Source organism: Actinoallomurus rhizosphaericola (assembly GCF_024055675.1).
GTDB lineage: Bacteria > Actinomycetota > Actinomycetes > Streptosporangiales > Streptosporangiaceae > Actinoallomurus > Actinoallomurus soli.
In genome coordinates, this window is sequence record NZ_JAMXMW010000003.1 from 598,235 (window position 1) to 610,741 (window position 12,507).

At 71.8% G+C, this 12,507-nt stretch carries 11 protein-coding genes; 1 reads left to right on the forward strand and 10 read right to left on the reverse strand.

Features of this window, described 5'->3' with window-relative positions; all coding sequences use genetic code 11:
• Nucleotides 1–24 precede the first annotated feature (24 nt).
• The 8 genes from NE234_RS10430 to NE234_RS10465 form a co-directional block, all read right to left on the reverse strand.
• Nucleotides 25–582 carry a hypothetical protein gene (locus tag NE234_RS10430; RefSeq protein WP_252778693.1) on the reverse strand — a complete coding sequence of 186 codons (558 nt, stop codon included), beginning with the start codon at nt 580–582 and terminating at the stop codon, nt 25–27.
• A complete protein-coding gene (locus tag NE234_RS10435; protein WP_252778694.1) occupies nt 579–821 on the reverse strand; it encodes a hypothetical protein in 243 nt (80 codons plus the stop codon). Before NE234_RS10435 ends, NE234_RS10430 begins: the two co-directional genes overlap by 4 nt.
• Before the next feature lie 84 nt (nt 822–905).
• On the reverse strand, nt 906–2,153 hold the full coding sequence (locus tag NE234_RS10440; RefSeq protein ID WP_252778695.1) for a cytochrome P450: 1,248 nt from the start codon (nt 2,151–2,153) through the stop codon (nt 906–908).
• 54 nt (nt 2,154–2,207) lie between these two features.
• Nucleotides 2,208–3,101 carry an alpha/beta fold hydrolase gene (locus NE234_RS10445; RefSeq protein WP_252778696.1) on the reverse strand — a complete coding sequence of 298 codons (894 nt, stop codon included), beginning with the start codon at nt 3,099–3,101 and terminating at the stop codon, nt 2,208–2,210.
• Nucleotides 3,102–3,369: 268 nt separating this feature from the next.
• Complete coding sequence (locus tag NE234_RS10450; RefSeq protein WP_252778843.1) at nt 3,370–4,653, reverse strand: class I SAM-dependent methyltransferase; 1,284 nt, start codon at nt 4,651–4,653, stop codon at nt 3,370–3,372.
• A 2-nt stretch (nt 4,654–4,655) separates the two neighbouring features.
• The gene (locus NE234_RS10455) at nt 4,656–6,020 is read right to left on the reverse strand and encodes an FAD-binding oxidoreductase (protein WP_252778697.1); all 1,365 of its coding nucleotides are present in this window, start codon (nt 6,018–6,020) and stop codon (nt 4,656–4,658) included.
• Nucleotides 6,021–6,109: 89 nt separating this feature from the next.
• Entirely contained in the window at nt 6,110–6,631 is a 522-nt protein-coding gene (locus tag NE234_RS10460; RefSeq protein WP_252778698.1) for a DUF1707 and DUF4870 domain-containing protein, read from the reverse strand.
• Nucleotides 6,632–6,962: 331 nt separating this feature from the next.
• On the reverse strand, nt 6,963–8,063 hold the full coding sequence (locus tag NE234_RS10465) for a polysaccharide deacetylase family protein (RefSeq protein ID WP_252778699.1): 1,101 nt from the start codon (nt 8,061–8,063) through the stop codon (nt 6,963–6,965).
• Nucleotides 8,064–8,244: 181 nt separating this feature from the next.
• Between NE234_RS10465 and NE234_RS10470 the strand changes: the two genes are divergently transcribed.
• Nucleotides 8,245–8,595: a hypothetical protein gene (locus NE234_RS10470; protein ID WP_252778700.1), complete on the forward strand. Its 351-nt coding sequence runs from the start codon at nt 8,245–8,247 to the stop codon at nt 8,593–8,595.
• A gap of 27 nt (nt 8,596–8,622) precedes the next feature.
• Here the strand turns inward: NE234_RS10470 and NE234_RS10475 are convergent, their stop codons facing one another.
• Both NE234_RS10475 and NE234_RS10480 read right to left on the reverse strand, forming a co-directional pair.
• Entirely contained in the window at nt 8,623–10,428 is a 1,806-nt protein-coding gene (locus NE234_RS10475) for a DUF2207 domain-containing protein (RefSeq protein WP_252778701.1), read from the reverse strand.
• 436 nt (nt 10,429–10,864) lie between these two features.
• The gene (locus tag NE234_RS10480) at nt 10,865–12,241 is read right to left on the reverse strand and encodes a DUF4192 domain-containing protein (RefSeq protein WP_252778702.1); all 1,377 of its coding nucleotides are present in this window, start codon (nt 12,239–12,241) and stop codon (nt 10,865–10,867) included.
• Nucleotides 12,242–12,507: the final 266 nt, after the last annotated feature.

Sequence of the window (12,507 nt, forward strand, 5' to 3'; positions counted from 1 at the left end):
CAGCCGAGATCGCATACCTCAAGACTATCGCAGACGCAAGGACGCCGGAGGTACGGCGGACGGAGCCGGGCGTCCCAGCGCGCCGGCGATCGCCTCCTCCCAGGAGCGCAGGAACGCCGGATAGCCGGCGGCGAAGATGCGCAGATCCTCCCGTGCCGCCTCGGTGAGCGCGGTCAGCTCGTAGGTGACGGTCGCCGCCGTCCCTCCTCCGTCCCCGCCGTCCCCGCCGTCGGCGCCCTCCAGGACGACGGACACGGTCCCCGCGCGGTCGCCGGGGGTGACGCGGGCGTACGCGACGGCGCGTCCGGGCTCGCGGCCCGTGACCACCCAGGTGGTCGTACGGCCGTGGTCCGTCGTCTCGAAGACCGTGCCCGGCACGGTGTCATCGCCGGCGGGAACCGGGAAGCGCGGGTCCCAGCCGTCCACCCAGTCGCGCTCGCCGACCGGCGTGAAGAGACGGAACGCCTCCGCGGGCGGAAGCCCGACGCGGACCGTGCCGGTGAGGACGCACCGGCCCGCCGTCCCGCCGGAGGCCGGGTCCGTCCCCGATGCGGCGCGGCCGCCGGCGCCGCCGGCCGTCATCGCTCCTCCAGCCGGTGGGCGTCGGCGGCGGTCAGCGTCAGACCGTACACCGAGCGAAGCTGCTCGATCTTGTGCAGGGTCTCGGAGGAGAACGGCGCCCTGCCCTCGAAGGCGTGCAGCACCACGCCTTCGACGAGTTCGCCGAGGGGCATGTCGAGATACTCGGCGAGTCCCTTGAGGACCTTCAGGGTGGTGCGCTCGATCCGCAACCCGGTCTGCACGCGCTCAACTGTTACCATGTTACCAAGGTAACAGCAGCCGCCGCACGACGCGGCCCCTTCCCGCGAGGCGGATCACGGGAAGGGGCCGCGGGCGCCGTGGCGTCAGACGGTGTAGGGCAGGTGCTTGATGCCGTTGATGAAGTTGGACAGCAGGCGGTCGGGCTGCCCCGTGGCGCGGATGCCCGGGGCCTTGCGGAACAGCTCGCGGAACATCACGGTGATCTCCCGGCGGGCCAGGTGGGCGCCGAGGCAGAAGTGCGGGCCGGGGCCACCGAAGCCGACATGGGGGTTGGGATCGCGGGTGATGTCGAAGACCTCCGGGTCGGTGAACACCGTCTCGTCCCGGTTCGCCGACCAGTAGTAGAGGATCAGCTTGTCGCCGGCCGCGAACGCGCGCCCGTTCAGCTCGGTGTCGCGGGTCGCCGTTCGCCGCATCCAGATGACCGGTGAGGCGTACCGCACGATCTCCTCCACGGCGCCCGGAATGTACCGCTCGAAGTCCGACGCGAGCAGTTCCCGCTGCCCGGGGTTCTCGGTGAGCAGGTGCAGGCCGTGGGCGATGGCGTTGCGGGTGGTCTCGTTGCCGGCGACGACCAGGAGGATGAAGAACGAGCCGAGCTCCTGGTCGGTCAGCGACTCGCCGTCGATGTTGGCGTTCACCAGTGCGGAGGTGAGGTCGCCGGTCGGCTCCTCGCGGCGCTTGCGGCCGAGGTCCTCGACGAGGTCCTTCAGCGTCTGTCCCGCCTGCAGGAGCTGCAGCGCGACCTGGTCGGCCTCCTCGGCGACGAACTCGGTGTCGGCGCCGGCGAGGATGATGTTGGAGTTGTCGAAGACGGTCTTGTAGTGCGCCTCGTCGATCCCCATCAGGTCACAGATGATCTTCAGCGGGAGCCGGGCGGCGACGTCGGTGACGAAGTCGCCGCCGCCCTTGGCCAGGACCTCCTCGACGACCTGCTCGGCGACGGCCTGCACCTGGTCCTCGAACCGCTGGATCATGCGCGGCGAGAAGGCGCGCGAGACGATCCGGCGGATCTTGGCGTGCCGCGGGTCGTCCATGTTGATCATCGAGCCGAAGTACTCGTTGAGGTCGGCCGGCATGTCGTTGATGTTGATCGCGCCCTGCCCGGAGCAGAAGTCGGCGGGCCGGCGCGAGGCCTCGACGACGTCCGCATGGGTGACCAGCGCGTAGTAGCCGGGTCCCGGCGGCACGAAGGACAGCTCCGGCTCCCGGAAGAACGCCGGCCGGGCCAGCCCCCGCAGCGTACGGAACGCCGCGTGACGTTCGTCGAGCGGGCGCGCCCAGAAGTCCCACTCGGTCAGATCGATCCCGTCGGGCCGGGTCTTCTCCACGCCGTTCCTCCTCGACTAGAACGCGATTCGGCCCCATTCTGCCAAAGTGGGCACTTACTTCGCATCGGCCGGTGCGGGCCGGTCCCCGGCGAGCCAGTCCAGGATGAGCCGGTTCACCTCCCCGGGCCGTTCCAGGTGCGCGAAGTGCCCGGCGCCGGCGACGATGCGCGACCTCGAACCGGGCGGCAGGTGCCCCTCGACGTCACGGACGAGCCCGGCGTCCAGGCAGCCGTCGTCCGCGCCGTGCAGATAGAGGACCGGCCGCTCGCCGACGCGCTCGGCCGCCTCCTGCTCGGCGGCGTACGCGGGAAGGTGCAGGGACGGGTCGAACATCGTTCGGTAGTAGCCGATGGCCGCCGTCAGGTTCTCCGGATCGCGCAGGCAGTCCTTGACGTGCGCGACGTCACGGGCGGCGTCGTAGCCCGGCGACCAGTCCGCCCACAGGCCGTCGAGGAACGCCAGGTCCTCCGTCAGCACCGCCGCCTCCGCCAGCGGCGTCTGGAAGAGGAAGATGTAGAAGGACCGCTTGAGCTGCGCGTAGTCGAAGAACCCCGACAGCAGCGCCCCGAACGGCGGGAGCGCCATCGTCACCGCCCGCCGCCACCGCTCCGGAGCGTGCGCGACGGCGGCGTACGTCGCGGCGGCGCCCCAATCGTGCCCGATCAGCACCGCGTCGGCGTCCCCGCCGAACGCCTCGTGCAGGGCGTTCGCGTCGGCCGCCAGCGCGCCGACCTGGTAGGCGCCGTCCTTCGGCACGTCCGTGGGCGCATAGCCGCGCAGGAACGGCGCGACCGCGTGGTAGCCGGCGCCGGCCAGCTCCGGAAGCAGATGCCGCCAGGTGTGCGCCGAGTCGGGGAAGCCGTGCAGGCACAGCGCCAGCGGCCCGCTGCCGGCCTCCAGGTAGCCGAACGTCAGGCCGTTCGCCTCAATGGTCGCGATCTCCGTCATAAGGCCGACGGTAAGCCGCCGCACCGGCCGCGTCACGCCTCCGGGGGTTGGAGCCGGTGACCGTACGGGCCGCTCGCCCTCCAAGGTCTGCCCACCTACACGGTCGCCGCATCGGCCAGGTCACGGCCTCCGGCGGTTCGAGCCGGTGACCGTAGGCGCCGCTCGCCCGCCAGCGTGCGCCCATCGAGGCGGTCGCCGTACCGGCCGGGCACGGCCTCCGGTGTGGCCGGCGGGTGGTCGCGGCGGCCGCGACCACCCGCCGCCGTGGTCAGCCGGCCGCCGGAGGCTCGAACGACGGCCGCAGCGGCATGCCGGAGCCGCCGTCCTCCCGCAGCTTGACGCCGAGCACCTGGTGCAGCTGGATCCAGTTCAGGTCGAAGCCGAGCCGCGAGCCGGCCATGTACAGCCGCCACACGCGCGCGGTGCCCTCGCCGACCTCGGCGACCGCCTCGTCCCAGTGGTCGTCGAGGTTGCGGCACCAGCCGGTCAGGGTCTTGGCGTAGTGCTCGCGGAGGTTCTCCTCGTGCCGGATCTCGAAGCCGGCGTCGTTCATCCGCGAGATCAGCCAGCCCGGCCCCTCCAGCTCACCGTCCGGGAAGACGTACCGGTTGATGAAGCCCTCCTGGCGGATCGACGGCTCGTTGTCGTCCGGGCGGGTGATGCAGTGGTTCAGCATCCGGCCGCCCGGCTTGAGCTTGCCGTACAGGAAGGAGAAGTACCCGGGGACGTTCGCCTTGCCGATGTGCTCGGTCAGGCCGATCGAGCTGACGGCGTCGAAGCCCTCCTCCGTGACGTCGCGGTAGTCGAGGTGACGGACCTCGGCGAGCTCCGACAGCCCCGCCTCGGCGATCGCCTTCTGCGCCCACTCGGCCTGCTGCTTGGACAGCGTCACGCCGAGCGCCTTCACGCCGTACTCCCGTGCGGCGTGCATGACCATGCCGCCCCAGCCGCAGCCGACGTCGAGCAGCCGCATGCCCTTCCGCAGCCCGAGCTTGCGCGCCACGAGGTCGAACTTGTGGTACTGCGCCTGCTCCAGCGTCGCGTCCTCCGAGGGGAAGCACGCGCACGTGTAGGCCATCGACGGTCCGAGCACCCACTCGTAGAAGGTGTTGGACACGTCGTAGTGGTGGGAGATCGCCTTCGCGTCGCGGCGCTTGGAATGCCGCAGGCCCGACAGCAGCGGCATGCGGGCCGGCCGCACCTCCTGCGGCGGCGGGTCGAGCCGCGTCAGCGCGGCCGCGCGCAGCAGCGGGTCGCTCAGGATGCCGCGCAGCAGGGTCCCCTTGTCGGCCCAGGTCAGCTCGCCCATGGCCGACTGCATCCGGAACAGCGCCGTGTACATGTCCCCGATCACGTCGAGGTGCCCGGCGACGTACGCCCGCGCCAGCCCGAGCGCGCCCGGCGCGTGGGCGAGATAGGAGACCGCGTACGGCGACCTCACCTCCACCCGGATGTCCGCGCCGAGAGCCCCGGCACGACTCTCGTCGTACGCCCGGAACTCGACCTGCGCGTCACGCCCGACGACGCGTTCGAATGCCTCCGCCAGCTTCATCTTCACCTGCCTCGTACGGTTTTGTCGTAAAGATCCAGCAGCCGCCGCTCCGGGTCGTACTCCTCCTTCAAGGTCCGATAGGTAGCGCCGTCGTAGTGCCGCCAGAAGTCCTCACGGGTGTAGAAGGCCGTCGAGTACAACGATTTGTGGCCGTCGAGGCGGGCGACCTCGCGCTCGATCAGCCGGTTGTGGTGTTCGGGCAACCGTCCGGGCTTCTGCGGCACCGTCCCCCAGAACCCGACGTTGACGTACGTGCGTCCGGGATTGAGGGGGTACAGCGGCCACTTGTCCTGTGCCCGCAGCGGGCACAGCCACACCGGACTCATCCCGATCTCACGGTGGAAGAACTCGAGGAACTCGGGGAGCCGCTCCACCGGCACCTCGATGTCCTGGATGACGTCCTCACGGGGCGGACGGCCGAGCCAGCGGTCCACCCGCGCCGACGTCTGCAGGCGCTTGTCGAGCGCGACCAGCCGGCGGTAGACGTCGGAACGCTTCTTCGACGCGGGCCAGGCCCGGCGGACCAGCGGGTTCTGCACGCCGAACGCCCGCGAGCACCAGAACCAGTCGGTGTCCCACCGCCAGAGGTAGTCGTGCGTCGTGAGCGCGTCGGTCGGGGGGCCGTCCGGCCGCAGCCACTGCGGCGTGACGAACCGGTCGCGGATCGACCGGTAGTAGATCCCCTGTCCGGTGTAGTCCGAGACACGCCCGGCCGTGTCGGCGAACCGGCCCAGCGTGAGGTACAGCTCGTCCGGGCCGAAGACCGTGCCGTCGATGAAGTCCGCCTCGGCGCCGAGCTCGTCGATGGCCCGGGCACACTCCTGGGCGGAGGAGAACCGCACGTGCCACAGCTCCACGTACGGCTTCACCGGCTGCAGCTTGATCTTGAGCCGCAGCGCGTATCCGAGCGTGCCGTAGGAGTTCGGGAAGCCGTAGAACAGCTCGCGGTGCTCGTTGTCCGGGGTGGCGGTGACGACCTCGCCCGCGCCGGTGAGGATCTCCATCTCCAGGACGGACTCGTGCGGCAGCCCGTTCCGGAACGACGACGACTCGATGCCGAGCCCGGTCACCGCGCCGCCCAGCGTGATCGTCTTGAGCTGCGGTACGACGAACGGCATGAGGCCGTGCGGCAGGGTCGCGTCGACCAGGTCCTCGTACGTCGTCATGCCCTGGACGTCGGCGACACGGGCCTCGGGGTCCACGCTCAGGACCTTGTCGAAGCCGCTGACGTCGAGGCCGGGCGCCTGAATCTCGTCGCGGAACCGGAACAGGTTCGAGGTGCGTTTCGCCAGCCGGACCGGTGAGCCCTCGGGGATGGCCCGATAGGAGGCCAGGAGCCTCTCGACCGCGGTTTGGTGACCTGTCACCTGTCGATCTTCTCATCCCCGGGTCCGGCCTCACAGCACCGGGCACGCCTCACGCGCGCCGAGGACGGGCGCGCCTCGCCCGTGACGCGTCAGCGCACCAGCCGGAGGGTGAACGGGTACCGGAACGACGTGCCGGCGAGCCCCAGCAGCGCGGCCACTCCGCAGACGATCCAGCTCACCGCGTACGCGACCGCACCGATGCCGAACGTCACGACCGTCAGCATCAGCAGGGTGAGCTGGAAGTTGAGGGCCTCCACGATGTGACGCCGGACGTACGGCGACCGGCGCGCGCGGGTGCACAGCATGACGAGCGGCCCCAGGAAGAGCGTGGTGGCGCCGAGGACGTGCGCGAGCGCGGCCAGCACCCGCTGTTCGGCGGTCGGCTCACCGACCGGCGCCGGCACGTCGCGCGCCGCGGGCGCGGGCGCCAGGTCCGCGAGCACCACGTCCAGGTCGGCCCGCGTCCTGGCCGTCATCGCGAGGTGCAGCCGCAGGTCGAGTTCTTCCTTGTCGAGACGGCCCTCGGCGAAGGCCTGCTGCAGCCGGTCGACGATCGGCTCGCGTTCGGCGGCGGAGACGCGCAACGCGCCGGGCGGTGTGGAGATGGTCATGCCCTCGATCGTGCGCCGCGCCCGGTTCCAGAGCCATCCGGGAAACCCCTGATACGTCCCTGGGGTGAGCCCCCGACCCGGACGGGGCAGCGGCGCGAGCCCCCGACCCGGGAGGGCCACCGGGACGAGCGCCCGACCCGGCGGCGTAGCGAGACGAGCGCCCCGAGCCGGGCGGGGCAGCGGGGCCGAGCGCTCGACCCGGCGGCATGGCGGGACGAGCACCCCGAGCCGGGCGGTGCGGTCGGTGTCCGGTCGGCGCGGGCCTGGATGGAGCCGGGCGGTGCGGTCGGTGTCCGGTCGGCGCGGGCCTGGATGGAGCCGGGCGGTGCGGTCAGTGTCCGGTCGGCGCGGGCCTGGAAGGGGGCGGGCCGGTCGGCTGTGGCGCGCCCTTCGGATTCGAGGCGGCCTTCGTCCGGGTGCTCTTCGGCCGGGGCACGGGTCCGTCGAAGTAGGTCTGGCCCGGCTTGAGCGATCGATCCCCGAACAGCTCGGGCACGGTCACGAACGTGAAACCGCGCCGGGACAGACCGGCCAGGATCTTCGGCACGGCCTTCACCGTCGTCGGGTGGATGTCGTGCATCAGGATGATGTCACCGGGGTGGGCCCAGGACACGGCGCGGTGCGCGACGATCGCCGAGTTCCGGTCGAGCCAGTCGTTCGTGTCGACGCTCCAGAGGATCTGCGCCATGTGCATGCCGCGCGCGACCGCCGCCACCCGCCGGTTCGTGGCGCCGTACGGCGGCCGCATCAGGACGGTCCCGTGACCTGAGGCACGGCGGATCTCACCGAGCGTGCGCGTCAGCTGGGACTTGATGGCACCGTCGGACAGCGAATCGAGCGACGGATGCGACCAGGTGTGGTCACCGACCACGTGCCCCTCGGCCAGCTCGCGCCGGACCAGCGCCTCACGGCCGCGGATGTTGCCGCCGATGAGGAAGAACGTCACCTTGACGTGCCGGGCGGCGAGCATGTCGAGCAGCTTCGCGGTGTACGGGCCGGGGCCGTCGTCGAACGTCAGCGCGATGCACTTGACCTTCCTGCAGTCGACCCGCGGTCTGGGCGCGACGGCCTTGGCCCCCGGCGGCGAGGCGAGGTACCACAGACGCGCGGTGAGGTCGTCCGCCGGGCGCGCGGCGGGTCCGGCCGGCCCACCGCCCGCGGGACGCGACCTCGGCGGGCCGGGCGGCACGGCGGATCGCCCGGCCCCGGCCATGAGCCGCGCGGCGGGCCGGCCGGCCGCCGCCCGCGGAGCCGTACCTCCCGCGGTCGCGGACGGACGCGCCGTGGGGGCGGCGGAGTGGGCTCCGAGGCCGCTGAGCCAGCCCAGCCCGAGCGCGGCCGCGACGACCGCCATCGTCCTGCGGAGGGTCCTCGATGGGACGGTGACGCTCATCGGACCCCCGTTCGTGGCCTTCTGCGCGACATCGCGCACCTTAGTTCCCTATTTCTGTTGAGGTTCCATTGTCGACCAAGTGCCGAAAAAGCATGGTGCCATCTTCGGGAACCCTGCACGATGGGTCGGCGTTAGAGACGTGACTAATCGCGCGATCCACCCATAAGGCAGCCGTCTGCGACGGGGCGGGGATCGCGACGGGCTCTGGGGAGGGCGTCCGATGAGGTGGGGCGATCGCTTCGGGATTCGCCGGTGGCGGGGTAACCGGGTGACGATTCTGGATCGGGAGGCGACGAACGCCGACATCGAGTCGCTCAGGGCCTTCGCCCGCAGCCGCAGGGGCGTGGAGTTCTACGTCGAGCCCGAGACCTTCGCGACCGACACCACCGCCGTGGCGATCGCCGCCGACGGCGAGTGGACCCGCCGCCGCGTCGGTTCGCCGCAGGTCATCCGCAAGGTCGCTCGCGACCTGCGCCTCCCGGTGTACGACGTCCAGATCACCGGCTATCCGCAGCGAATGCGCGATTACAACGAGCGCCGCAAACGCCAGGGCGGCGCCGCCTCCCTCTGACCGAGAGGCGGCCACGCCGGTGTTCCGTCACCAGCTTCCGCCGCCGCCTCCGCCGCCGCCGTCGCCCACGGACATCCCGCCGCCGCTGAAGCTCGAGTCGCCACCGTAGTCGCCGCGGAGGAAGCCGCCGCTCCCACGGCTGCGGCCACGGGAGCTACGGGAGGTGACGGGCTGGGGCCACACGGCCGACAGCCCCTGAAGCAGGTCGACGACCACCGGCCGGTGCTTCCGCGGCTGGAGCGGCCTGTCGACCTCGAACCACCTCAGGCCGCCTGCCTGCGCCGGAGACGCCATCGCGTCACTCCAGCGTGCCGCCTCCCCGAACGCGATGGCGTACGAGAACGTGCGCGTCAGTTCGCCGGGGTCCCCGCTCGGCGGCTCGGCCGAGACGGCCTGCCGCCAGGCGCTCGCCAGCGCCTCCGCTCGCGCGCCGGACGCCCGGCGCGGCACCGTGTGTCCCATCAGCACGACCGCCGGCGCGATCACGATCGGCGTCAAGCTCACCCATCCCCCGCCCGCGAAGGCCGGTGAGGTGGCGGCGAGGCAGAGCAGGATCAGGCCGGCGATCCCGGCCGACCAGGCCAGCAGCTTCGACTGAAGCGCCTGCGCCGACGGGGTCCTGCGGTACAGGCCGAGGTCGACGGGCGCCCGCTCGAGCACCTCGTAGAGCGGACGTTGCGGCGCCAGCGTCCAGACCCTGTCGAGGGAGACGGCCTCATCCCTTCTGAAGATTTCGTTGAGGAGCCGGCGTTCGACGCCGACCAGACCCCGTTCTGCGGCGTCTCCCTGGGTCAACCTCACTTCGTTCTCGCCCCAGGTCTGCCGTTCCGCCTTCAGATGGATGTGGCCTCTGACGGCCAGGTCGACCAAGGTGGCGGCGAGGGCGTGCCGATCCGTGCGCCAGCCCTTCGCGAGTACCGCGGCGACGCCGGGACGCATCCGCGGGTCGTCCGGGGGAAATCCCGAGACATCGCCGTACCGACGTCCCAGGCCGAACCGGCGCCTCACACGGTACCGGCGTCCGAAGCCGGACCGGCGGCGCGGCAGGAACCACCAGGCGGCGATGACCAACAGGCCACCCGCGGCGACGAGCCCCCACGTGGTGAAGCGCGTCACGGCGAACGGCGCGCTGACCGCCACGAGCCGGGGAGGGGCGATGGGCATCGCCCCCTGCAGGCCGAGACGGATGGTGACGCCGCTGTGAGCCGGCAGGAAGGCGGTGGAGAAGTCGGCGGTCGCCCCCGTATGCGTGCCCGGGGGACACGGTGTCGTGCTGCCCTCCCGACCGGCGACACAGGCCACGCTCGTTATCAGGACGGGAGAGACGACTTTCACGTTCACCCGTGAGATCGGGACCTTCCAGGAGGAGCCGAGAGCGTTCCACGTCAGCGAGATCCTGCGACCATCGCGGGTCAGCGCCCGATCGACGTCGTAGTCGATCTCGTAGGTCTGCGTGCCGGTGACGGTCCGGTGCGGATCACCGATGCGCAGCTTCACCGTGCCGTGGTCGTCGCGGACCGTGGCCTCACCCGCAGGACCCTTCGGGCTGCCGACGCGGAACCCGCTGATGGGCATGAGCCTGCGGTGCCGGGCGTCGTACCGTGAGCGCTCCGGGATCCAGCGGTCGATGCCGTGGTGCTCCCCTGGGCCGAAGACATAACGGATCTGCTCGGTCACGTGCAGCCCTCCGCCGGGCATCGGCGTCAGGATGACGGAGTAGGAGTCGATGTGCTCGGCCGCTTGGCCGGGCGCCGCGGCGTGAGCCGGCGTGCCCGGCACGGCCAGGAGGAGTGCCCCGGCGGCCGCCGCCACTGTTGCGATCCGTCTGATCATCGATCTCCCTTGCTCCGCACGCGGAAACGCTATCGGCGCCTCGGCACGAAGAATGTGCCAGTTGAGCTATTTCAGCCGCCTCGCCCCAGGTGCGCGGACCGCGCGGTGGCCTCCCCAGGTGCGCTCTTGTCCCTTTTGTTCACCAGAGAGCATCCTTCTTCCTTCCGGGAAATACGTGCGCCCCGCCCGGGGCGGCACCTCCGCTCCCTTCCGGGGAGATACGCCGGCTCCCTGAGCAGCACGTCAGCTCCCTTCCTGCGCAGCACGTCCGCTCTCTTCCTGCGCCGCGCGTCAGCTCCCTCCCTGGGCGAGGCATCCGCTTGCTTGTTGCGCGATACGTCCGCTTGCCTCTTACGGGCAGCTCGGCTTGGCGGGCGCTGCCGGTTTCGGACAGCACCCGCCAGGCGGCGGTCGCCTCGCGACGCGCCCGCGCTCCTCAGCTCGCCTCGTCGAGCTGCTCCGGGGTGATGTCGAGGGGCACGGACCAGGGCGGCAGGCCGCTGACGAACAGCTCGTGCAGCAGCCGGGCCATGGAGTAGTGCGGGTCGGCGGCCAGCGCCCGGTCCAGCGCCAGGTTGGCCAGCGCACCCTCGCCCGCCCGCCAGGCGGCGAACGCCAGCAGGCAGGCCGGCCCCGGCAGGTAGGGCTCGGCCACGCGCCGTACGACGTCACGCCAGAGCCGGATGTGCGCGCCGATCTCGCCGTCGTCGATGCGCACCCACGCCTCGTCGCGGACGCGGAGGTTGACCAGGAGCACGCCGAGCCAGGCGACCTCCTCGTCGGTGGGCGGGTCGCCGCCCGCCCGCGCGCGCTCGATGAGGAGCCGGACCAGCCGCACTCCCTCCTCGGCCACCCGCCGCGACATCCGGCCACGTGTCGCCTGAGCCCGCGCCACTCCGACGTCCGCCCGACCCGGCCCTCGACCGGCCGCGTCGTCCGCATCGGCCCCACCGACGCGGGCCCCGCCCCTGTCGATCCCGCCGACGTCGGCCGCACCCGGCCCTCCGCCACCCGCCTCATCCGTGTCGACCCCGCTGACGCGGACGCCGACCCCACCGACGCGGGCCCCGCCGCGGTCGATGCCGCCGGCTCCGCCGACACCGGTCCCGCCGACACCGGTCCCGCTGATGCCGGTCCCGCCGACACCGGTCCCGCCGGGGTCGGCCGTACCGGTCTCGGGCGCCATGTTCGGACGGGCGCCGTCGGGGATCATGTCGCCCGAGGTGACGGCGGCCTCGCCGGTCATGCCGCCGCCTCCGGCCGCGATCGCGGCGGCCCAGGAGGTCAGGCGGCGCTCGGCCCGGTCGGTGGCCTGCCGCATCGCCTCGCCGCCCACCGGCGCGATCATCCGCGCCAGCTCCTCGCGGTCCGGGAGGGCGACCAGGCCCCCGGCGATGGCGGCCGCGGCCACCGCGCTGCCGCGCACGTCGACGAACGTGCCCTCCGGCGGGCAGCAGGCCGGGTCGGTGCACAGGTAGGACCAGTAGCGGCCGTCCTCGACGCGCAGCACCTCGCGGAGCCGTACGCCATCGCGGGTGAGGCGGTCGCCAACCCGCTCGACGACGGGCGTCACCCGTGCGCCCGGGCCGTAGCCGCTGAGGATGACGTCGGCGGGCCGGCGCCGGGTGATGAGCTCGGTGACGTGGTCGAGGAGAGCGTCGGAGGCGGTTAAGTCGAGCCGGATCGCGTATGCGCCGTCCGAGCCGCCGCAGCACAGCACGACGACACTGTCGGTGGGGTGGAACCCGACGAGATAGGGGATGGCGGCGACGACGTCGGCGGGCGACCGGAGCCGCAATGTGTTCGACCTCATGCCCCGAGCCTCCCGTCCCCGGCATCTCCCCCGACAGCCCCGCCCGAGGATCTGTGGACAACTTCGCCGATCCGCTGGTTCGGCGGCACGATCCACGCGTTCGTCATCCGGCACCGCGTCTTCACGCCGCGGTCACGGCCGCAGGATGCGGTCCAGCTGGGCGCCGATCCTGACCGCGCATTTGCTCCACATCACTAGAAGACTGGGCATTGTGCGGCAGATGATGCGAGGGTTACTGAAAGGTTTCGTCTGCTTACGGTGGTGAT

Coding starts and splice junctions, on each gene's coding strand:
- NE234_RS10430 (WP_252778693.1), bottom strand. CDS start 582: ATGACGGCCGGCGGCGCCGGCGGCCGCGCCGCATCGGGGACGGACCCG.
- NE234_RS10435 (WP_252778694.1), bottom strand. CDS start 821: ATGGTAACAGTTGAGCGCGTGCAGACCGGGTTGCGGATCGAGCGCACC.
- NE234_RS10445 (WP_252778696.1), bottom strand. CDS start 3,101: ATGACGGAGATCGCGACCATTGAGGCGAACGGCCTGACGTTCGGCTAC.
- NE234_RS10450 (WP_252778843.1), bottom strand. CDS start 4,653: ATGAAGCTGGCGGAGGCATTCGAACGCGTCGTCGGGCGTGACGCGCAG.
- NE234_RS10460 (WP_252778698.1), bottom strand. CDS start 6,631: ATGACCATCTCCACACCGCCCGGCGCGTTGCGCGTCTCCGCCGCCGAA.
- NE234_RS10470 (WP_252778700.1), top strand. CDS start 8,245: ATGAGGTGGGGCGATCGCTTCGGGATTCGCCGGTGGCGGGGTAACCGG.
- NE234_RS10475 (WP_252778701.1), bottom strand. CDS start 10,428: ATGATCAGACGGATCGCAACAGTGGCGGCGGCCGCCGGGGCACTCCTC.
- NE234_RS10480 (WP_252778702.1), bottom strand. CDS start 12,241: ATGAGGTCGAACACATTGCGGCTCCGGTCGCCCGCCGACGTCGTCGCC.